Here is a 20,848-nt window from a genome sequence, read left to right as displayed (position 1 = left end):
CGGGGCCTTAGCTGAACAGGCGCAAGGCACGGGTGGAGCCGGCTGCGATCTCGGCCGATTCCATGGCGCTGTAGAAGGCGGCGACCTGTTCGGCGATATCGGCCAGGGCTTCATCGGAAAGGGGCTGGTCGCTGTCGTCGACGATCACGCCACCCAGGCGCTGGGCCAGCGAACGGGCGCAGGCCACCAGGGCGCCATAGCCGTCACGTGCCGGGGACACCCGCGGCACATCCAGCAGCAGCGTCAGGCGGTCGGTGGTCTCGTCGGTCGGCGTGGCATTGGTGGAGAGTGCAAAGAGTACTTCGCCCTCGCCGTCCTGCATCACCAGGAAGCCTTCGGTGCGACGGTCGAAGCCCTGACGGGTCAGCGCCGCCAGCAGCGTCGCCAGGCTCCACGGCGCACCTTGCGAGCGCACATTCACCGACAGCTGGACATCATGGTCGGCGATGAACTGGTGCAGCGCCTGGGCGGTACGGATCACGTCGGGCATGTCCGGCAGTTCCGGTTCGCCTGAGAGCGAATCGGTCAGGTCACGCAGGCGCATGACCAGTTCCGAGTATTCGATTTCGTTGAGGGCATTGCTGCGGTTGGCCAGCTGCGCACCAGCCAGCAACGCGGTGTAGATGCCGCCATGGGCCACGGCTTCCCAGTCGCCCTCGGCGGTGCGGCCGATGAAGTGCACCGGCTTGTTGCCGACATGGCGCAGGTTCTGCAGCAGCGGCAGCAGCTTGTCGCCGCGCAGGGGGTTGTCCAGGGCGATGGGGATGTTGCAGTCGATGAGTTCATCGACCGGTAGCTCGCGGCGCGGCGCCAGGCGCGCCTGCATTTCGGGCGGCGGCGTGAAGGCGGGCGCGGCTTCGATCTGGTCTTCGGCACCGGCGATGACCTGGGCCACGGTCGATTGCGGGGCTTGCGCCAGGGCCTCGCCCAGCACCGCCTCGTCGGCGACGCGGGGCAGCTCGCCGGCCGGCGGCTCGCCCAGGAAGGGTTCACGCGGCTCGAACTCGGCCTGGTCCTGGTAAGCCTTCACCGGCGCCGGCACGGGCTTGCGCTCGGGAATATCGTAGAGGGAGGGCTCGGTGCGCTCGGCCGTTTCCTCGGCCAGGGCCGAGGAGCCGGCAGCGGCACGCTCGCCCTGCGGCGCGGCGAACACCGGTTCAATGGCCGAGGGCTCGTCCGGCGACATCAGCACATCGTCATGGGACGAAGAGAAGGCGCGCTCGACGGTCTTGCGCGCCTTGTGTTCCTGCCATTTGTTGTAGGAGATGACACCGACGACGAAGACGCCGCCGAGAATGATCAGGCTGGTCTGGAGATCCATCATCATGCTGCACGACCTTTCAGGCTATCTGGCTGGGGGGCGCCATCATGGGCGCCGCAGGGCATGGTCGGCTGGGAGAAGCTGCTCATCGAAGAAATCCGAATCCTATCAATCCAAGAAGGCCGACCGCGGCCGCCGGTAAATGCGCGTCCGTCGCTGCCACGCTCGGCATTGCTGCGCCGCCATCGGCGTCGGCCAGGCAGGCGGACATCGGGCGCGTCGGACAGAAGGAGTACGGCAAGATCGCGGTCAAGATATTGTTATTTTCCATGGCCCGTGGGGGCCGAGAATCGAAGCTACTGCGAACGCTGCGGCAAACGCAGCGCCGACCCGACACCGGCTGGGCAGACGCCCGGACCGGGCCGATCGACAAGTTTTTCAGGGTACGGTCGCGCCCCCTGCTTGTCAAGCCGACAAAGACCTTGGCACTGCTAGCAAAAGGCATCCCGCACCCGACATCAGGCCGCCTGCTCGGCGCTGGAGAAGTTGGCGGCCGACTCCATGTCCACCGCCACGATGCGCGACACGCCCTGCTCCTGCATGGTCACCCCGATCAGCTGCTGCGCCATTTCCATGGCGATCTTGTTGTGGGAGATGAACAGGAACTGGGTATGGTCGGACATGCGCTTGACCATGTTGGCGAAGCGTTCGGTGTTGGCATCGTCCAGCGGCGCGTCGACCTCGTCGAGCAAGCAGAACGGCGCCGGGTTCAGCTGGAACATGGAAAACACCAGTGCGGTCGCCGTCAGTGCCTTCTCGCCACCCGAGAGCAGGTGGATGGTGGCGTTCTTCTTGCCCGGCGGCTGCGCCATGACCTGTACGCCGGAATCCAGGATCTCGTCGCCGGTCATGATGAGCTTGGCCTGGCCACCGCCGAAGAGCACCGGGAACAGCTCCGAGAAGTGGTGATTGACCTTGTCGAAGGTGTCTTGCAGCAGGTCGCGGGTTTCCATGTCGATCTTGTGGATCGCATCCTGCAGGGTGGTAATGGCTTCGTTCAGGTCGGCATGCTGCGCATCCAGGAAGTGCTTGCGTTCGGAAGCCGTGGCCAGTTCATCCAGCGCGGCCAGGTTGACCGCGCCCAGTGCCGCGATGGCATTGGTCAGGCGGGTCACTTCGCCTTGCAGGTAGGACGGGCGCATGTCGCTGGTCAGCTTCTCGGACAGCGCGGCCTCGTCGGCCTGGGTCTGGGCCAGGGCTTCGGAGAACTGTTCCTGGTTCAGGCGCGCGGCCTGTTCCTTCAGCTGCAGTTCGGTGATGCGGTCGCGCTGCGGCTGCAGGCTGCGTTCGGCCTGCATGCGGCTTTCTTCATGCGAGCGCAATTGCTGGGACAGCTGGTCCAGTTCGTGACGGGCATCGGCCAGTGCGCGTTCCTGCTCGCTGCGACGGTCCAGCAACTCCTGCAGGCCGGCCTGGGCGGCCTGGTCGTCCAGGCTTTCCAGCTCCAGCGAGCCTTGCTGCATGCTGGCGAACAATTGCGCCGCCTGTTCCAGGGCGGTGGCGATGCCGCGCTTCAATTCCTCGATCTTGTTGCGATGCGACTTCTCGGCGAACTCGGTCTCCTGGGCCGCACGCTCCAGTTCGCGCAGGCGGGTCCGCGCGTCGTTGAGCTGCTGCTCCTTGTTCAGGTAATCGGTCTGGCCGTTTTCGTGCTGCTCCTGCAGCTCGGCCAGTTCGATATCGAGTTCCTCGAAGCGCGCCTCGGATTCGGCCTGGACCTGCTGCTGCTCGGTTTCCTGCATGCCGATTTCTTCCAGGTCGGTGGCGATCTGGGTGCTGCGCTGGTTGAAGCGCTCCTGCACCTCGGCCAGCTTCATCACTTCGATCTGCAGGCTGTGCGCCGACTGGGTCAGGGAGTTGACCCGCTGGCGCAGTTCCTGCAGGCGCTGCGAGGCGCCCGACAAGGCCGCCTCGGCGCGCACGGCGCGGCCCTTGGCTTCCTCGGCCAGCATGGACTGGGCGCGCTGCTGCTTGGTGATGTTCTCGATTTCCTGCTGGCGCGCCAGCATGCCGTCCTGCTCGGAATCGGAGGCATAGAAGCGCACGCTGGAATTGCTCACCACATGGCCCTGACGGGTCACGAAGAGGCCACCCAGCGGCAGCTTCGAACGTTCGGCAAAGGCGGTAGCCGTGTCGTCGGCGATGTAGATGTGGTTGAGCCAGTCGTTCATCAGGGCGCGCAGGCCCGGATCGTTCAGCTGCAGCAGGCCCACGAAGGGCTTCAGGCCGGCGACCGGCTGCGCTTCCGGCTGGGCCAGCCCGGCATTGGGGGCGTACAGCGCCAGCTTGGCCGGCGGTGCATCGCTGAAGAAGGCCTTGGCCCAGTCCAGGTTGGACATTTCCAGGGCCGACATGCGCTCGCGCAGCACCGCTTCCAGCGCGGTTTCCCAGCCGGATTCGATGTGCAGCTTCTGCCACAGGCGCGGCAGTTCGGCCAGGCCGTGCTTTTCCAGCCAGGGCTGGACCTTGCCTTGCGCCTGCACGCTTTCCTGCAATTGCTTCAGGGCGCTCAGGCGTGCTTCCAGCTGGGCGTTGGCCGAGGTTTCCTTGCTCACCAGTTCCTGGGCGGTGCGGCGCTCTTCTTCCAGGCGCGGCAACTGCTCCTGCGCCTCTTCGAGATACATGCTGGCCTCTTCCAGCGAGGCCTGCTTCTCTTCCAGCTGCATGCGCAGGTTGGACAGGTGCGTCTCGTCGGGCAGGGCCATGCCATTCTTTTCCTGCATCAGCCGCTCGCGGCGCACCGCCAGGCCGGAGAGGATGTTGGAGGCATTGCGCTGGTGCGTCGATTGCAGCTCGATCTGCTGCTGCACCTGCATGATCTTGCCGCGCGATTCGGTAGTCTTCAGTTGTGACTCGCGCCAGGCGGCTTCCAGCGAGGGCAGGCGGTCGCTGGTGTCCTGCACGGCGTGCTGGGCCTGCTCCACGCGCATGCCGAATTCTTCCAGCTGGATCTCGGCCTCGGCCAGTTCTTCCTGCTGCTGCGTGCCCTGGCGCTGCCACTGGTCACGCTGCGCGCCCAGGGAGTTCAACTGGGCCTGCAGGCGGTTGCGCGATTCGATGACGAACTTGATCTGCGCTTCCAGGCTGCCGATCTCGGAGTTGGTCTGGTATAGATGGCCCTGCGCCTGGTGCAGGCGATCGCCGGCGCCATAGTGGGCCTGGCGCATGTGTTCCAGTTCGGTCTCGACGTGGCGCAGCTTGGCGGTCTGCTCTTCCAGGTCGATCTGGGCGCGTTCGATTTCCTTGAAGAACTTTTCCTGCTCGGCCTTGGCTTCGTTCTTGCGCAGCAGCCACAGCAGCTTCTGCTTTTCTTCCTGGTCGTTCTGCAGCTCGTGGAATTTCTTGGCCACGGCGGCCTGGGCTTCCAGCTTTTCCAGGTTGGCGTTGAGCTCGCGCAGGATGTCTTCCAGGCGGGTCAGGTTTTCGGTGGTGTCGTGCAGGCGGTTCTCGGTCTCGCGGCGGCGCTCCTTGTACTTGGAGACGCCGGCGGCTTCTTCCAGGAAGATGCGCAGCTCTTCGGGACGCGCTTCGATGATGCGCGAGATCATGCCCTGGCCGATGATGGCGTAGGCGCGCGGGCCCAGGCCGGTACCGAGGAAGATGTCCTGGATGTCGCGGCGACGCACCGACTGGTTGTTGATGTAGTAGGACGAGGTGCCGTCGCGGGTCAGGGTGCGCTTGACGGCGATTTCGGCATATTGGCCCCATTGGCCGGCCGCCTTGCCGGCGGAATTGTCGAACACCAGTTCGACCGAGGCGCGCCCGGCCGGCTTGCGGTGGGTGGAGCCGTTGAAGATGACGTCCTGCATCGACTCGCCGCGCAGTTCCGAAGCCTTGGACTCGCCCAGCACCCAGCGCACGGCGTCGATGATGTTGGATTTGCCGCAGCCGTTGGGTCCGACCACGCCTACCAGCTGCCCCGGAACCTGGAAATGCGTAGGCTCGACGAAGGACTTGAATCCAGATAATTTGATGGAAGTTAGACGCACGTTATCGACAAATTAGAACAATTGAGGGAAAGCGGGAATTTTGCTTCCGGGAAGGCCGGTATCATAACATCGCCAGCCCCCGCCACGGCCAAAAACGGCCCTCGCCCAAGCCCTGGCCGGCGCTGTCACCGCCCCTTCCTCGCCCAATCAAAAACGCTGCGCCGACTTGCATCGGCACAGCGTCAAGCGCTATCTACGGCGGCAGCAAGGATCAGAAGGTTTCCCAGTCGCCGTCATCGCCGGTGGGCGCCGGCTTCTTCCCGGCAGCAGCCGGCTTGGCCGCCGGTATGGCCAGCGCGGCAGCCTTGGCGGGGGCTGCCGGGTTCGCCGGAGCGGCCGCCTTCGGGGTCGGCTTGAAGGCCGGAGCGGACGCCGGCTTGGCCGCCATTGCCGGGACCGGGCGCGCAGCAGCTTCCGCGGCGGAGGCCTCGCCTTCGACCTGGAAGGTGGCCACGGCCGCCTTCAGGCGTCGCGCCTGCTCTTCCAGCGAGCCGGCTGCGGCGGCGGCTTCCTCGACCAGAGCCGCATTCTGCTGGGTCACCTGATCCATCTCGCCAATGGCCAGGTTGACCTGTTCGATGCCGCGGCGCTGCTCTTCGGAAGCGGCCGAGATTTCACTGACGATATCGGTCAGGCGATGCACCGCCGAGACCACCTCGCCCATGGTTTCACCGGCGCGGGCCACCTGGTCGGAGCCACTGCCCACGCGCTGCACCGAATCTTCGATCAGGGCCTTGATTTCCTTGGCAGCCTGGGCACTACGCTGCGCCAGCGAGCGCACCTCGGAAGCCACCACGGCAAAGCCGCGGCCCTGCTCGCCGGCCCGCGCCGCCTCGACGGCGGCGTTCAGGGCCAGGATATTGGTCTGGAAGGCAATGCCATCGATGACGCCGATGATGTCCGAAATCTTGCGCGAACTTTCAGTAATCCCTTCCATGGTCTGCACCACCTGCCCCACTACCTCGCCCCCGCGCTTGGCGATTTCCGAAGCGTTGTTGGCCAGTTGCCCGGCCTGGCGGGCGTTGTCGGCGTTCTGCTTGACGGTGGCGGTCAGCGAATCCATGTTGGACGCGGTGGTCGCCAGTGAACCAGCCTGCTCTTCGGTACGCGAAGACAGGTCCAGGTTGCCGGCCGCGATCTCGTGCGCACCGACGTCGATGGCATCGGTGCCCTGACGGATGCCCTTGATCACCCCGGCCAGGCGTTCGCGCATGGTCGCCATCTCGTAGAGCAAGCTGCGCTTGTCACCGGGCCGGGTATCGACTTTCACGGTCAGGTCGCCATTGGCAATACGGGTGGCGATGCCCACCGCATAGGCCGGCTCGCCGCCCAGGCTGCCGGTGATGCGGCGGATGATGGCCAGCATCATCACCGACACCACCACGCCCACCACCAGCAGGATGCCCAGGAGCCGGATCAGGTCGCTGCGGAACTGTGCCTGTACGTCGCTCAGGAACACGCCGGTGACGATGAACCAGTCCCAGGTCTTGTTGTGCACGACATAGCTCATCTTGGGGGTGCGGTTGCTGTCATCGGTACCAGGCAGGCGCCCCATGTACTGGACGAAGCCTTGCTGCTTTTCCTGGCCGACCTTCATCATCTCGACGTAATAGGCCTTGCCCTCGGAATCCTTGCGATCGGCCACGTTCTTGCCGATCATGGCCTTGTTGGAGGGCAACATCAACACCACCGGGCGGGAATCGAAGATGAAAAGGTAGTTGTCACCGTCATAGCGCATGGCGGCGATGCGCTCCAGCGCGTTCTTCTGCGCCTCTTCCTTGGAAATCTTGCCGGCGGCGACATCGGCCACATAGCTGTTGACCACCCCATTGGCGGCCTCGACCACGCGACGCAGGCCGTCCTTGCGTTCGTCCATCATGTTTTCACGGGCGCTGAAGGCCGACCAGGCGGCCAGCAGCAACAGACCTACCCACATCACGACCAGCGCAGACAGTAGCTGCGCCTTTAGGCTTTTCATTCTTGTTCTCCGGGGTTCAGTGCCAGCCTTGTGAGCCGGCCAGTTTTGGCGAGCGCCCACAATACCCCCGAAAGCTTGCTGACAATCCGCTGAATACACCCGCTACGCAGGCCTGATTTTCGGGATTGCACATTTCATAACGTGGCCGCAACATGGACTGAACACCTGCGCAGCCCGCTTGCCGGCAACCGGACCTCTTGTCTCTCATGCATGTCATCGTATCAATTCGCCAGGCGACCATCGGCGCGGCAATGACGGTATAATCGCAAGCTTTCCCAGCCCTTTGCCGTGGCCGTCCTTCCTGCCTGATGATCGCGTTCTCGCTGATGATCCTGCCAGTTGCCGGCCCGGGCAGCTTTACTCCAGCCCCAGCGACGTGAATCCCCTACTCGACCAACTGCAGCCCTATCCCTTCGAAAAGCTCAAGAAGCTCTTCGCCGGCATCACGCCCGATCCCGCCTATCGTCCGATCAGCCTGGGTATCGGCGAGCCCAAGCATCCGACACCGGAATTCATCAAGCGCGCGCTGACCGACAACCTGGCCGGCCTGGCGTCCTACCCGGCCACGCTGGGCAGCGATGCCCTGCGCGGCGCGATTGCCGACTGGCTGCAGAATCGCTATGGCATCCCGCGCCCTGATCCGGCCACCGAAATCCTGCCGGTCAATGGTTCGCGTGAGGCACTGTTCTCGCTGACGCAGACCGTGATCGACCCCACCAGGCCCGGCGCGCTGGTGATGTGCCCCAACCCGTTCTACCAGATCTACGAAGGCTCGGCCTACCTGGCCGGGGCCCAGCCGTACTTCGTCAATTCCGACCCGGCGCGCAACTTTGCACCGGACTTCAGCCAGGTGCCGCAGGAGGTGTGGGAGCGCGTGCAGCTGCTGTTCGTCTGCTCGCCCGGCAACCCCACGGGCGCGGTGCTGACGCTGGAAGACTGGAAGGAACTGTTCGCCCTGTCGGATCGCTATGGCTTCGTGATCGCTTCCGACGAGTGCTATTCGGAAATCTACTTCAAGCAGGAGCCGCCGCTGGGTGGCCTGGAAGCCGCCCATAAGCTGGGCCGCGACTACCGCAACCTGATCGCCTTTTCCAGCCTGTCCAAGCGCTCCAACGTGCCAGGCATGCGCTCAGGCTTCGTGGCCGGCGATGCGGCGATCCTGAAGAAATTCCTGCTCTACCGCACCTACCATGGCGGCGCCATGAGCCCGGTGATCCAGGCAGCGTCGGTGGAAGCCTGGAAGGACGAGACCCACGTCCAGGACAACATCGCCAAGTACGTCACCAAGTTCTCGCAGGTCACCCCGCTGTTGCAGGAAGTGCTGGACGTAGCGCTGCCGGACGCGGCCTTCTACCTCTGGGCGAAGGTCGACAAGCTGGTCGCCATCAGCGACACCGAATTCGCCCGTCGCCTGTACGCCGAATATAATGTCACGGTGCTGCCCGGCAGCTACCTGGCGCGCGAGGCGCATGGCGTCAATCCGGGCGCCGGTCGCATCCGCATGGCGCTGGTGGCCGAAGTCGAGGAATGCCTGGAGGCGGCGCAACGCATCGTCGCCTTTACCAAGAAACTCGCCGGCAAGGGCTAAAAGCCCGCCGACAAGCGAGACCAATACCCCTTTCACCCAACCGTTCATAGATACCAACATGACACAGTCCATTCAGCAAATCATCGATCAGGCGTGGGAAGACCGCGCCAGCCTGTCCCCCAAGAGCGCTCCGGCCGACATCCGCAATGCAGTCGCCGAAGTGATCGCAGGCCTGAACGATGGCACCCTGCGCGTCGCCAACCGTCAAGGCGTCGGCCAGTGGGAAGTCAACCAATGGGTGAAGAAGGCCATCCTGCTGTCGTTCCGCCTGGAAGACAACGTGCCGATGTCGGCCGGTACCGGCTACCCGCAGTTCTACGACAAGGTGCCCACCAAGTTCGCCAACTACACCGCCGAAGATTTCGCCAAGGGTGGCTTCCGCGTGGTGCCGCCGGCTGTGGCCCGTCACGGTTCCTTCATCGGCCGCAACGTGGTGCTGATGCCCTCCTACGTCAACATCGGCGCCTATGTCGATGAAGGCACGATGGTCGACACCTGGGCCACCGTCGGCTCGGCTGCGCAGATCGGCAAGAACGTTCACCTGTCCGGCGGCGTCGGCATCGGCGGCGTGCTGGAGCCGGTGCAGGCCGGTCCGGTCATCATCGAAGACAACTGCTTCATCGGTGCCCGTTCGGAAGTGGTCGAAGGCGTCATCATCGAAGAAAACTCGGTGCTGTCCATGGGCGTGTACATCGGCCAGTCCACCAAGATCTACGATCGCGAAACCGGTGAAGTGCATTACGGCCGCGTGCCGGCCGGTTCCGTGGTGGTACCGGGCAACCTGCCCTCCAAGGATGGCAAGTACAGCCTGTACGCCGCGATCATCGTCAAGAAGGTCGATGCCCAGACCCGTTCCAAGACTTCCATCAACGAACTGCTGCGCGGCGAGTAATCCCGCCTTGCGGCTTCATTGAAGTCCTGCATCACCACGCGCCGCGCCGGTCGTCTCGTACACCGGCGCGGCGTCGTGTTCTAGTGGCCCCGATTGCAAAGCGCGAGAACGAGCATGAGCGACAAGATCACCCTCTACGGCATCCCCAACTGCGACACCGTCAAGAAGGCCCGCGTGTGGCTGGACGAGCAAGGGATCGCCTTCCATTTCCACGATTTCAAGAAGGCCGGCCTGGAGGCCGCACAGGTGCAAGCCTGGTTGAAGGACGTGGAGCGCGACGTGCTGGTCAACCGCAAGGGGACCACCTGGCGCGCCCTGCCTGACGAACGCAAGGCCGCCATCACCGATGACGCTGCCGCAGTTGCACTCATGGTGGAAAACCCCTCGGTGGTGAAGCGCCCGGTGCTCTTCGACGGCAAGCACTATCACGTCGGCTTCAAGGCCGATCAGTATCAACACATTTTCGAGAAATGATCATGAGCAAGACGCTGGCCCTGACCCAGGAATTGATGTCCCTTTCTTCCGTCACCCCTGAAGACAAAGGCTGCCAGGCGCGGCTGGCGGAATTGCTCGCGCCCCTGGGCTTCGTCTGCGAGACCATCCAGTCCGGCGACGTCACCAACCTGTGGGCGCGCAAGGGAACAGCCCAGCCGCTGGTGGTCTTCGCCGGCCACACCGACGTGGTGCCCACCGGCCCGCTGGAGAAGTGGCAGTCGCATCCCTTCCAGCCGACCCTGCGCGAGGGCCGCCTGTATGGCCGTGGCGCCTCCGACATGAAGACCTCGATCGCCGCCATGGTGGTGGCCTGCGAGGAGTTCACCGCGGCCCATCCGGATCATAAGGGCTCGATCGGCTTCCTCATCACCAGCGATGAAGAAGGCCCGGCCATCGACGGCACCGTGGTGGTCTGCAATGCCCTGAAGGCACGTGGCGAGCAACTGGACTACTGCATCGTGGGTGAGCCGACCTCGGCCAAGACCCTGGGCGACATGATCAAGAACGGCCGCCGCGGCACCATGTCGGGCAAGCTGACGGTCAAGGGCATCCAGGGCCACATCGCCTATCCGCAACTGGCGCGCAACCCCATTCACCAGGCCGCGCCGGCGCTGGCCGAGCTGGTCGCCGAGCAGTGGGATGCGGGCAATGAGTACTACCTGCCGACGTCCTGGCAGGTCTCCAACATCCACGGCGGCACCGGCGCCTCCAATGTGATCCCGGGTGAAGTGGTGATCGACTTCAATTTCCGCTTCTCCACCGCCAGCACCGTGGAGGGCCTGCAGCAGCGCGTGCATGCCATCCTGGACAAGCATGGCCTGGAATACGACCTGAAGTGGACGGTCGGCGGCCTGCCCTTCCTGACCCCGCGCGGCGACCTGTCGGACGCGCTGGCCAAGGCGATCAAGGACGAGACCGGGCTGGAGACCGAACTGTCGACCACCGGCGGCACCTCCGATGGCCGCTTCATCGCCCAGATCTGCCCGCAGGTGATCGAGTTCGGGCCGCCCAACGACAGCATCCACAAGATCGACGAGCACATCGAGGTGCGCTACATCGATCCCCTGAAGAACATCTACCGCAAGACGCTGGAAAACCTGCTGGCCTGAGTGCCCGGCATTGAAGAGAACATCATGACCCCCAACAATTTCTCCACCGTCCGCGACCTGCTGCGCTACGCCGTGACCCGTTTCAACACCGAACAACTGTTCTTCGGTCACGGCAGCAGCAATGCGCTGGACGAGGCAGCCTACCTGATCCTGCATACGCTGAAGCTGCCGCTGGACCAGCTCGATCCCTTCCTCGATGCGCGTCTGCTGCCCGAGGAAATTGCCTCCGTCATGCGGGTGATCGAGCGTCGCAGCAAGGACCGCGTGCCGGCCGCCTACATCACCAACGAAGCCTGGCTGGGTGCCTATCGCTTCTACGTCGATGAGCGCGTGATCGTACCGCGTTCCTTCATCGCCGAATTGATTCCGCAGCATTTCTCGCCGTGGATCCAGGACCCGGAAGCCATCGTGAATGCGCTGGACCTGTGTACCGGTTCGGGCTGCCTGCCGGTCTTGCTGGCCGACGCCTTCCCCCATGCGCAGATCGATGCCGTCGATATCTCCGCCGATGCACTGGCGGTGGCGCGCAAGAACGTGGACGAGTACCAGCTGCAGGATCGCATCACCCTGGTCGAGTCGGACCTCTACACCAAGCTGCCGGCCCGCAAGTACGACCTGATCATCAGCAATCCGCCGTATGTGAATTCCGGTTCCATGGCCAAGCTGCCGCAGGAATACCTGCGCGAGCCGCAGCTGGCGCTGGCCGGCGGCGAGGATGGCATGGACCTGGTGCGCAAGATCGTCGCTGGTGCCGCTGAACGCCTCACGCCCGAAGGCGTGCTGGTGGTCGAGATCGGCAACGAACGCGCCTTTGCCGAAGCCGCCTTCCCGGAACTGGAACTGACCTGGCTGACCACCAGCGCCGGTGACGACATGGTGTTCCTGGTCACGGCCGAACAACTGCAACTGGGCTGAACTGCCAGGCCCGCCCTGCTCCACCGCGTTCCACTGATTGTGAATCACCGATGATCCGTTTCCAGCAAGTCTCCCTCCAGCGCGGCGTCAAGCCGCTGCTGGAGAATGTCGACCTGACGCTCAACCCGGGCGACAAGATCGGCCTGATCGGCGCCAATGGCGCCGGCAAGTCCAGCCTGTTCGCCATGCTGCGTGGCGAACTGCACGCCGACCAGGGTAATATCGATTTCCCGGCACGCTGGCGCATGGCCTACGTGGCACAGGAAACGCCGGCGCTGGACCGTCCGGCCATCGAATACGCCATCGATGGCGACGCCCACCTGCGTCAGCTGGAAGCCGATCTGGCCCGTGCCGAAGCGCAGCCCGATGACAAGCACGACGGCAATCACATCGCCGAACTGCACACCGCACTGGCCGATGCCGACGCCTATACGGTGCGCTCGCGTGCCGAGCAATTGCTGCTGGGCCTGGGCTTTTCGCTGGAACAGATGGCGCGCCCGGTGGCCAGCTTCTCGGGTGGCTGGCGCATGCGCCTGAACCTGGCGCAGGCGCTGATGTGCCCGTCCGACCTGCTGCTGCTGGATGAACCGACCAACCACCTGGACCTGGATGCCATCATCTGGCTGGAAGACTGGTTGAAGCGCTACCCGGGTACCCTGCTGATCATTTCCCACGATCGCGATTTCCTGGATGGCGTGGTCAATGTCATCGTTCATATCGATGATCGCAAGCTCAAGCGTTATTCCGGCAACTACAGCGGCTTCGAGCGCCAGCGCGCTGCCCAGCTGGAACTGATGGCTGGCATGATCGAGAAACAGCAGCGCCAGCGCGCCCACCTGCAATCCTTCATCGACCGCTTCAAGGCCAAGGCTACCAAGGCGCGCCAGGCGCAGAGCCGCATGAAGGCGCTCTCCAAGATGGAAGAACTGGCGCCGCTGCGCGCGGCGGCCGAATTCTCCTTCGAGTTCCGCGAACCGCTGTCGGCGCCCAACCCCTTGCTGGTGATGGAAAAGGTCAATGCCGGCTATCACATCGAGGGCAAGAACGGCGCACCGGATGAAGACAAGATCATCGTGCACGGCATCGACTTTTCGCTGCAGAACGGCCAGCGCATCGGCCTGTTGGGCGTCAACGGCGCCGGCAAGTCCACGCTGATCAAGACGGTGGCAGGCGAGATCGATCCCTTGTCCGGCACGGCCCGCCTGGGCAAGGGGCTGGTGATCGGTTACTTTGCCCAGCACCAGGTGGAGATGCTGCGCCATGACGAATCGCCGCTGTGGCACCTGACGCGACTGGCGCCGGATGTGCGCGAGCAGGAGTTGCGCAACTTCCTGGGCAGCTTCAACTTCAACGGCACCATGGCCTCGTCCTCCATCGCGCCCTTCTCGGGTGGCGAAAAAGCGAGACTGGCCCTGGCGCTGATCGTCTGGCAGCGCCCCAACCTCTTGCTGCTGGACGAACCGACCAACCACCTCGACCTGGAAACCCGCGAAGCCCTGACCATGGCCCTGGCGCAGTTCGAAGGCACGCTGGTCCTGGTGTCCCACGATCGTCACCTGTTGCGTGCCACCACCGACCAGTTCCTGATCGTGGCAGAGGGCAAGCTGCAAGACTTCGACGGCGACCTGGACGACTACAAGGACTGGCTCTTCAAGACCAAGCTGGCCGCACGCAATGATGCCGCTGCCGCAGCGCCTCTGCCCACGACCAGCCAGGTGGTGGATGCTGCTTCATCGGCCAGCAATGTGGACCGCAAGGAGCAGAAGCGACTGGAAGCCGAGCAGCGCCAGAAGATGTCGGCGCTGAAGAAACCCATCGAGACGCGCATCAAGCGGCTGGACGAACAGATCGCCAAGCTCAATGCGCGCAAGGCTGACATCGATGCGCGGCTGGGAAGTGCCGATATCTACGATGCGGCCAACAAGGAAGAACTGAAGACGCTCATCACTGACCAGGCCTATTGCAGCAAGGAGCTCGAACAGCTGGAGAACGAGTGGCTGGAGCAGCAGGAAGCGCTGGAGCAACTGCAGGCCTGATGCCGCCTGGCTGGGGGCCGGCATAAGCTTTCTACATCAAAGTCTTAAGCCTGCCCTTGCAGTTCGGCAAAACGAAGGCATCATGGCGACCTGGCTGCATTTTCGTGGCGATTGTTTTCGAAAGGAAATCGACAAATGAACAAGAACATCAAGCAATGGCTGCTGGCTGGCGTTGGCGCTGCACTGCTGGCCTCTTCCCTGAGCGTTTCCGCAGCTGACCTGCTGCAATCGGTCAAGAGCAGCGGCACCCTGAAAGTGGCGCTGGAAGGCAATTACCCGCCGTTCAACTTCAAGGACGCCAAGACGGGCGAGCTGACCGGCTTCGAGGTCGACGTGGCCAAGCTGCTGGCGGCCAAGCTGGGCGTGAAACCCGTCTTCACCACCACCGAATGGAGCGGCATCCTGGCAGGCCTGGGCGCCGGCAAGTATGACGTCATCATCAACCAGGTGGGCATTACCGACGAACGCCAGAAGGCCTTCGACTTTTCCGATCCCTACACCCTCTCCAGCGCCCAGTTGATCGTGCGCAAGGATGAGAAGCGCGAATTCAAGAGCCTGGACGACCTGAAGGGCAAGAAGCTCGGCCTGGGCCAGGGCACCAACTTCGAACAGAAGGCCAAGGCCGTGCCGGGCATCGACGTGCGCACCTATCCGGGTTCGCCGGAATACCTGGCTGACCTGGCCGCTGGTCGCATCGACGCCGCCTTGAACGACAGCCTCCTGGTCGGCTACATCCTGAAGTCGACCAACCTGCCCTTGAAGGCCGGCAGCCCCATCGGCACCGTCGACAAGATCGGCATTCCCTTCCGCAAGGGCAACCCGGAATTCAAGGCCGCGCTGAACAAGGCCCTGGCCGACATCAAGGCCGACGGCAGCTTCAAGGCCGCTTCCGAGAAGTGGTTCGGCATTGACGTGAGCCAGGCGCCGAAAGCACAATAAGGCGCGCTCACCGGCGCTCCATGCCGCCCGGCGCTGACCGGGCGGACCGACTTATCCCCGCATTGCGGGGATAATTTTTTATATCGAATGCCTATGGAAATCCTGGAACTGCTACAGCAAGCCGCCCCCACCCTGGCCAAGGGCGTGGGCTATACCCTGCTTTTTGCACTGGCGTCCATGGTGGGCGGACTGGTGCTGGGTTTCGTGCTGGCCGTGGCGCGCATCGTTCCCTGGCGCCCAATCCACTGGCCGGCTGCGCTCTACGTCAGCATGATGCGCGGCACGCCCTTGCTGGTGCAGATCTTCGTGGTGTATTACGGCCTGCCGGGGATCGGTATCGAGTTCTCGCCGCTGACGGCCGGCGTCCTGACCCTGAGCCTGAACGCCGGGGCTTACCTGTCGGAAAGCCTGCGCGGTGCCATCCTGGGCGTTACCCGAGGTCAGTGGAACGCATCCTACAGCGTCGGGCTGACCTATTTCCAGACCTTGCGCTACATCATCGTGCCGCAGGCGGTGCGTATCGCCGTCCCCTCGATGAGCAACACCCTGATCAGCCTGATCAAGGATACCTCGCTGGTTTCCGTCATTACCGTCACGGAACTGATGCTGGCCACCAAGGAAGTGATCGCCGTGACCTTCCGCCCGCTACCGCTCTATCTGGCGGCAGCGGCGATCTACTGGATGCTCAGCCTGTGTTTCGAGGCCCTGCAGCATCGTCTGGAAAAGAAACTAGGCAAGGCGCACCAGATATAGATCGGGCGAGGTCTTGCGCAGGCGCAGCGAGCACTGCGATCAGTGAACGCAAAAAAGCCCGGATGTTGTGCATCCGGGCTTTTCGCATTTGTGGATCGGGGCGGGAATCTTTCCGTGCCGACGACATCCATGAATCAGCAATCAACTCTAGCGTTTGACGCGGTAGATGTCCTGACCGACCTCGTTGATCTGGCGCCGCAGTTCACGCCGTTCATCGGCGCTGAGCTTGCCGTTGCGGCGCTGATCCTGATCGCTGGCGATCTGATTGCGGTGATCCTGCGGGTTGAAATCACCCGCGTGCTGACGGAAGTCGCCCGGCTGCCCCGGCATCGGCCGGCCACCCTGTGGTGGGGCTGCCGACGCGGCCGCTCCCACACCGAGCGCCAGCATCACTGCCAGACATAGCTTGTTGACGACTGCAATCTTCATAATGTGCGTATTTTCCGAGGACAGAGAATCAAAAGGGAAAGCACTGACGACATGGCTTTCGTGCTTGATTCCAGTTTAGGCCGCAGGCCGCGATGGTATAAGATGATTAAGGTAAGGTATGTAACAGTTTGTAATGGATCATCCGCACTGACTTGCTCAAAATCGCCAAGACGCTACCATAGGCAACATGAATACAACTACTGGCAACAATAGTAATACGACAACATCCGCCAATCAATTCAAAGTATTGGTGGTGGATGACGATATCCGCCTGCGCGACCTGCTGCGTCGCTATCTGACCGAACAGGGTTTCAACGTGGTCACGGCCGAAAACGCCCAGGCCATGAACAAGCTCTGGATCCGTGAGCGCTACGATCTGCTGGTGCTGGACCTGATGCTGCCCGGCGAAGATGGCCTGGCGATCTGCCGCCGCCTGCGCGGCGCCGGCGACCAGACCCCGATCATCATGCTCACCGCCAAGGGCGAGGACGTGGACCGCATCATCGGCCTGGAAATGGGTGCCGACGACTACCTGCCCAAACCGTTCAATCCGCGTGAGCTGGTGGCCCGCATCAACGCGGTGCTGCGCCGCAAGGGCCCGGACGAACTTCCGGGTGCGCCTTCGGAGACGCCGGAAACCTTCGAATTTGGCGATTTCATCCTTGATCTGGGGACCCGTACCCTGAAAAAGAACGGCGAAACGATTTCCCTCACCACCGGCGAATTCTCGGTACTGAAGGTCTTTGCCCGTAACGCCCGCCAGCCGCTGTCGCGTGAAAAACTGATGGAAATGGCGCGCGGTCGCGAATATGAAGTCTTCGACCGCAGTCTGGACGTGCAGATTTCCCGCCTGCGCAAGCTGATCGAGCCGGATCCGGCCAATCCCTTGTACATCCAGACCGTCTGGGGCTTGGGCTATGTCTTCATCCCGGAAGGGAAACCGCGCTGATCGCCCGCTTCACCCCTGACCTGCAGGCCGTTTGCCGATGAAAGCCCGACCCCAATCAGGATGGTTCAGCAACGGCCTGTTCTGGCGTACCTTCTTCCTCCTGACCTTCCTGATCACCGCCAGCATGGTGGCCTGGGTGGCCAGTTTCCGCATGGTCGAACGCGGCCCGCGTGCGGAGCAGCTGGCCGCCCAGATCGTCTCGGTCGTGACCATCACCCGCGCTGCGCTGACCCACTCGGCGCCGGAGATGCGACGCGAACTCCTGTTCGACCTGGCCAGCAATGAAGGTATCCGCATCTATCCGCTGGAAAAGACCGACCGCATCGTCCCGCCGGAAGACTCACCCATCGTCCCCGAACTGGAGTACTACGTGCGCCAGTCGCTGGATGAGAACACCACCTTCGCCTCCAGCGTGAACGACGTCGAAGGGTTCTGGATCAGCTTCAACATCGATGACGACCAGTACTGGCTGATGCTCGACCGTGGCCGCCTGGATCGCACCTCCAGCCTGCAATGGCTGGGCTGGGGCTCGATTGCACTGTTCCTGTCGCTGATCGGCGCGGTCTTCATCTCGACCCTGATCAACCAGCCGCTGGCGCGCCTGACGGCTGCGGCCCGCGCCATCGCCAAGGGGCGGCAACCGGAGCCGCTACCCGAGTCCGGACCGACCGAGATCGAGGAAGCCAACCGCAGCTTCAACCAGATGGTGGCCGACCTTAATCGCATCGAGTCCGACCGGGCCCTGATCCTGGCCGGCATCTCGCACGACCTGCGCACCCCGCTGGCGCGCATGCAGCTGGAAGTGGAGATGGCCAACCTCTCCGACGAATCGCGCGATGGCATGCATTCGGATCTGGCGCAGATGGATAGCATCATCGGGCAGTTCCTCGACTACGCCAAACCTTTTGACACCAGCAATCTGGAAACCATCGACCTGGCCAGCCTGCTGGAAGACGTTGCCAGCAACTCCGGCCGGCTGTCCGACGTGAAGATCACCGCCCAGATCACCCCGGCCACCGAAGTCGCCGGCAATGGCACCGAGCTGGCGCGGGTCTTCAGCAACCTGGTGGAAAATGCCCGCCGCTACGGCAAGACGCCGGGCACCGATTGTGCGGAGATCCATCTGCGCAGTCGCATCGAAGGGCATCACGTAGTGGTGGATGTGTTCGATCATGGCCCGGGCGTGCCGGAGAATGAATGCGAGCGCCTGCTGCGCCCGTTTACGCGGCTCGATACCGCGCGCGGACAGGCCAACGGTTCCGGACTGGGCCTGGCGATCGTCAACCGCATCGTGCTCAAGCACAATGGCAAGCTGAGCTTGAAGGGTCATGAAGAAACCCGTGGCGGCCTGCTGGTGCAGATCACGCTGCCGCTGAAGGGGCATCGTCGCCATGCGTGAGCGCGCCGGGCTGGCCAGCATGATGCTGCTGGCCGGTAGCGCCCTGCTCCCTGCTCTGGCACCGGCCCAGAGCTATGCTGATCGCATCCTGAGCCTGCCGCAGGGCGGCACGGAAAACCGCCGCCCCATCATCATCGTATCGCCCGTCACGCCGACAGCGCCCTCACCCGTAGTACCAGCCGCCGCCACGAATGGCCCCAGCGGCGCCTACGCCTCGGACGAAGCGGGTCCGGACATCCGCGCCCGCAATGCCGACTATCTCACGCAGTTCAAGGTGGTGGGTCAGATCCCGCCGGGCGCCACCATCAGCAAGGTCAGCTGGCGCTACACGGTAGCGCGCAAGCCGGCCGGCTTTGAAGCCCGTCTCTGCTGGAAGGATGCGGCCCTGTGCTGGGATGTCAGCCATGCCGACAGCGGCAGCACCGACTTCTTCAACGGGCGCGATGCCAGCCTGCCTTTCCAGCTCTACTACGGCGTACGCGGCAGCACGCGCACCGGCGAAGCGCCGGTCAAGGGCGAGGTCAACCAGGTCATCGTGACCTTCGATATTCCCCGCTGAGCGCTGCCTTATCGGCCTGGGCAAGCGACTCAGGCCGCCAGATCGTCGATCTCGCGTGCCTTCTGCAGGGCATCGTCGATGCGTTCCACCGCAATCACCTTCAAGCCCTCGATAGGCTGCTTGGGTGCGTTGGCCTTGGGAATGACGGCGATCGAGAAGCCCAGTTTGGCGGCCTCGCGCAAGCGTTCCTGACCACGCGGTGCCGGACGGATTTCGCCGGCCAGCCCTACCTCGCCAAAGACCACCAGGCCCCGTGGCAGGGGTTTGTTGCGCATCGATGAATTGATCGCCAGCAGCACCGCCAGATCGGCCGCGGGCTCCGTAATCTTCACTCCACCCACAGCATTGATGAACACATCTTGGTCAAACGCTGCAACTCCCGCATGACGATGCAGCACGGCCAGCAACATGGCCAGCCGGTTCTGCTCCAGGCCGACCGAGAGACGGCGGGCGTTGGGCACATGCGAACTGTCGACCAGGGCCTGGATTTCCACCAACAGTGGACGTGTACCTTCCTGGGTCACCATGACGCAGGAGCCAGGCACCTGATTCTCGTGCTGCGAGAGGAACAGGGCGGACGGGTTGGACACGCCCTTCAAGCCCTTCTCCGTCATCGCGAACACGCCCAGTTCGTTGACCGCGCCGAAGCGATTCTTGAAGGCACGCACCAGGCGGAAACTGGAATGGGTATCGCCCTCGAAATACAGCACCGTATCCACGATGTGTTCCAGCACGCGGGGGCCGGCCAGTGCACCTTCCTTGGTCACGTGGCCAACCATGATGATGGTGATGCCGGAGGTCTTGGCAACCCGCGTCAACTGCGCCGCGCATTCGCGCACCTGCGCAACCGAGCCGGGCGCCGACGTCAATGCATCCGAATACACGGTCTGGATGGAGTCGATCACGGCCACTTCCGGCTTGTGTTCGGCCAGGGTGGCGAGGATCTTTTCGAGCTGGATCTCGGCCTGCAGTTGCAGTTCGCGCGCATCCACCGCCAGCCGCTTGGCGCGCAGGGCAATCTGCGAGCCGGATTCTTCTCCGCTGACGTAGAGCACCTTCTTCAGCTTGGAGATATTGGCCAGCGCCTGCAGCAGCAGGGTCGACTTGCCGATGCCGGGATCGCCACCGATCAGAGCCACCCCGCCCGGCACCAGGCCGCCGCCCAGCACCCGGTCGAATTCCTCGATGCCGGTGCCGAAACGCGGCACGTCGATGGCCTCGATGTCGGCCAGGCTGAGCACCGGGGCGGTCTGCGCCAGGCTTTGCGGCGTCGAGGAGTAACGATTGCCACCGGCCGGCTCCACCAGGGTCTCGACCAGGGTGTTCCACTGTCCGCAGGACGGGCACTGGCCGGCCCATTTGTTGCTGATCCCGCCGCATTCCGTGCAGGTGTAGTTGGTCTTGAGCTTCGCCATTGTCGCCTTGCTGTTCCTTATTGCGTCCCGGGCACCTGTCTCGGCTTTTTCCGGTCTGTTTCCGGTCTATTCCCGATCTGTT

The 20,848-nt window shown here is 63.5% G+C and carries 16 protein-coding genes; 11 read left to right on the top strand and 5 right to left on the bottom strand.

The features are described 5' to 3' along the window. Positions 1-7 precede the first annotated feature (7 nt). The 3 genes from HWE04_RS16500 to HWE04_RS16490 form a co-directional block, all read right to left on the bottom strand. Positions 8-1,327, bottom strand: coding sequence for a cell division protein ZipA C-terminal FtsZ-binding domain-containing protein (locus tag HWE04_RS16500; protein WP_241813083.1), 1,320 nt, complete (start codon positions 1,325-1,327; stop codon positions 8-10). 452 nt (positions 1,328-1,779) lie between these two features. After that, positions 1,780-5,310, bottom strand: coding sequence for a chromosome segregation protein SMC (smc, locus tag HWE04_RS16495; RefSeq protein ID WP_241813081.1), 3,531 nt, complete (start codon positions 5,308-5,310; stop codon positions 1,780-1,782). A gap of 211 nt (positions 5,311-5,521) precedes the next feature. Continuing rightward, a complete protein-coding gene (locus HWE04_RS16490; RefSeq protein ID WP_241813080.1) occupies positions 5,522-7,288 on the bottom strand; it encodes a methyl-accepting chemotaxis protein in 1,767 nt (588 codons plus the stop codon). 376 nt (positions 7,289-7,664) lie between these two features. Between HWE04_RS16490 and dapC the strand changes: the two genes are divergently transcribed. The 8 genes from dapC to HWE04_RS16450 all read left to right on the top strand — a co-directional run bounded on the left by dapC (position 7,665) and on the right by HWE04_RS16450 (position 16,015). Further along, positions 7,665-8,876 carry a succinyldiaminopimelate transaminase gene (gene dapC / locus HWE04_RS16485; protein WP_241813079.1) on the top strand — a complete coding sequence of 404 codons (1,212 nt, stop codon included), beginning with the start codon at positions 7,665-7,667 and terminating at the stop codon, positions 8,874-8,876. A 58-nt stretch (positions 8,877-8,934) separates the two neighbouring features. Further along, positions 8,935-9,768 carry a 2,3,4,5-tetrahydropyridine-2,6-dicarboxylate N-succinyltransferase gene (dapD, locus tag HWE04_RS16480; protein ID WP_006462557.1) on the top strand — a complete coding sequence of 278 codons (834 nt, stop codon included), beginning with the start codon at positions 8,935-8,937 and terminating at the stop codon, positions 9,766-9,768. A gap of 114 nt (positions 9,769-9,882) precedes the next feature. Further along, complete coding sequence (locus tag HWE04_RS16475; protein ID WP_006462558.1) at positions 9,883-10,242, top strand: ArsC family reductase; 360 nt, start codon at positions 9,883-9,885, stop codon at positions 10,240-10,242. Positions 10,243-10,244: 2 nt separating this feature from the next. After that, on the top strand, positions 10,245-11,372 hold the full coding sequence (gene dapE, locus HWE04_RS16470; RefSeq protein ID WP_102663001.1) for a succinyl-diaminopimelate desuccinylase: 1,128 nt from the start codon (positions 10,245-10,247) through the stop codon (positions 11,370-11,372). A gap of 24 nt (positions 11,373-11,396) precedes the next feature. Continuing rightward, a complete protein-coding gene (prmB, locus tag HWE04_RS16465) occupies positions 11,397-12,287 on the top strand; it encodes a 50S ribosomal protein L3 N(5)-glutamine methyltransferase (protein WP_241813078.1) in 891 nt (296 codons plus the stop codon). A gap of 50 nt (positions 12,288-12,337) precedes the next feature. After that, positions 12,338-14,323: an ATP-binding cassette domain-containing protein gene (locus HWE04_RS16460; RefSeq protein ID WP_241813076.1), complete on the top strand. Its 1,986-nt coding sequence runs from the start codon at positions 12,338-12,340 to the stop codon at positions 14,321-14,323. 135 nt (positions 14,324-14,458) lie between these two features. Continuing rightward, positions 14,459-15,262 (top strand): cystine ABC transporter substrate-binding protein, encoded by an 804-nt coding sequence (locus tag HWE04_RS16455; protein ID WP_241813075.1) that lies wholly within the window; start codon positions 14,459-14,461, stop codon positions 15,260-15,262. A 93-nt stretch (positions 15,263-15,355) separates the two neighbouring features. Beyond that, positions 15,356-16,015, top strand: coding sequence for an amino acid ABC transporter permease (locus HWE04_RS16450; RefSeq protein ID WP_006462563.1), 660 nt, complete (start codon positions 15,356-15,358; stop codon positions 16,013-16,015). 147 nt (positions 16,016-16,162) lie between these two features. Here the strand turns inward: HWE04_RS16450 and HWE04_RS16445 are convergent, their stop codons facing one another. Continuing rightward, the gene (locus HWE04_RS16445; protein WP_006462564.1) at positions 16,163-16,444 is read right to left on the bottom strand and encodes a hypothetical protein; all 282 of its coding nucleotides are present in this window, start codon (positions 16,442-16,444) and stop codon (positions 16,163-16,165) included. A gap of 187 nt (positions 16,445-16,631) precedes the next feature. Between HWE04_RS16445 and ompR the strand changes: the two genes are divergently transcribed. Genes ompR through HWE04_RS16430 form a run of 3 tightly spaced genes read left to right on the top strand, consistent with a single transcriptional unit; the run spans position 16,632 to position 19,351 of the window. Beyond that, complete coding sequence (gene ompR / locus HWE04_RS16440; protein WP_039874787.1) at positions 16,632-17,393, top strand: osmolarity response regulator transcription factor OmpR; 762 nt, start codon at positions 16,632-16,634, stop codon at positions 17,391-17,393. Positions 17,394-17,430: 37 nt separating this feature from the next. Continuing rightward, positions 17,431-18,792: a sensor histidine kinase gene (locus HWE04_RS16435; RefSeq protein WP_006462566.1), complete on the top strand. Its 1,362-nt coding sequence runs from the start codon at positions 17,431-17,433 to the stop codon at positions 18,790-18,792. Beyond that, entirely contained in the window at positions 18,785-19,351 is a 567-nt protein-coding gene (locus HWE04_RS16430) for a flagellar protein FlhE (RefSeq protein ID WP_241813073.1), read from the top strand. The genes HWE04_RS16435 and HWE04_RS16430 overlap by 8 nt, the downstream gene beginning before the upstream one ends. A gap of 29 nt (positions 19,352-19,380) precedes the next feature. Here the strand turns inward: HWE04_RS16430 and radA are convergent, their stop codons facing one another. Then, positions 19,381-20,766 (bottom strand): DNA repair protein RadA, encoded by a 1,386-nt coding sequence (gene radA, locus HWE04_RS16425; RefSeq protein WP_006462568.1) that lies wholly within the window; start codon positions 20,764-20,766, stop codon positions 19,381-19,383. Between the last annotated feature and the right edge of the window lie 82 nt (positions 20,767-20,848).

Source organism: Herbaspirillum sp. C7C2, from assembly GCF_022627865.1.
Taxonomy (GTDB): Bacteria; Pseudomonadota; Gammaproteobacteria; order Burkholderiales; family Burkholderiaceae_D; genus Herbaspirillum; species Herbaspirillum frisingense.
This window is presented reverse-complemented; position numbering and strand designations above follow the sequence as displayed.

Bases quoted from the DNA above. Each gene is read 5' to 3' on its own strand.
- radA (WP_006462568.1), bottom strand. From the start codon at position 20,766: ATGGCGAAGCTCAAGACCAACTACACCTGCACGGAATGCGGCGGGATC.
- prmB (WP_241813078.1), top strand. From the start codon at position 11,397: ATGACCCCCAACAATTTCTCCACCGTCCGCGACCTGCTGCGCTACGCC.
- HWE04_RS16430 (WP_241813073.1), top strand. From the start codon at position 18,785: ATGCGTGAGCGCGCCGGGCTGGCCAGCATGATGCTGCTGGCCGGTAGC.
- dapE (WP_102663001.1), top strand. From the start codon at position 10,245: ATGAGCAAGACGCTGGCCCTGACCCAGGAATTGATGTCCCTTTCTTCC.
- HWE04_RS16475 (WP_006462558.1), top strand. From the start codon at position 9,883: ATGAGCGACAAGATCACCCTCTACGGCATCCCCAACTGCGACACCGTC.
- ompR (WP_039874787.1), top strand. From the start codon at position 16,632: ATGAATACAACTACTGGCAACAATAGTAATACGACAACATCCGCCAAT.
- HWE04_RS16445 (WP_006462564.1), bottom strand. From the start codon at position 16,444: ATGAAGATTGCAGTCGTCAACAAGCTATGTCTGGCAGTGATGCTGGCG.
- HWE04_RS16455 (WP_241813075.1), top strand. From the start codon at position 14,459: ATGAACAAGAACATCAAGCAATGGCTGCTGGCTGGCGTTGGCGCTGCA.
- HWE04_RS16460 (WP_241813076.1), top strand. From the start codon at position 12,338: ATGATCCGTTTCCAGCAAGTCTCCCTCCAGCGCGGCGTCAAGCCGCTG.
- dapD (WP_006462557.1), top strand. From the start codon at position 8,935: ATGACACAGTCCATTCAGCAAATCATCGATCAGGCGTGGGAAGACCGC.
- HWE04_RS16490 (WP_241813080.1), bottom strand. From the start codon at position 7,288: ATGAAAAGCCTAAAGGCGCAGCTACTGTCTGCGCTGGTCGTGATGTGG.
- HWE04_RS16435 (WP_006462566.1), top strand. From the start codon at position 17,431: ATGAAAGCCCGACCCCAATCAGGATGGTTCAGCAACGGCCTGTTCTGG.
- HWE04_RS16450 (WP_006462563.1), top strand. From the start codon at position 15,356: ATGGAAATCCTGGAACTGCTACAGCAAGCCGCCCCCACCCTGGCCAAG.
- HWE04_RS16500 (WP_241813083.1), bottom strand. From the start codon at position 1,327: ATGATGATGGATCTCCAGACCAGCCTGATCATTCTCGGCGGCGTCTTC.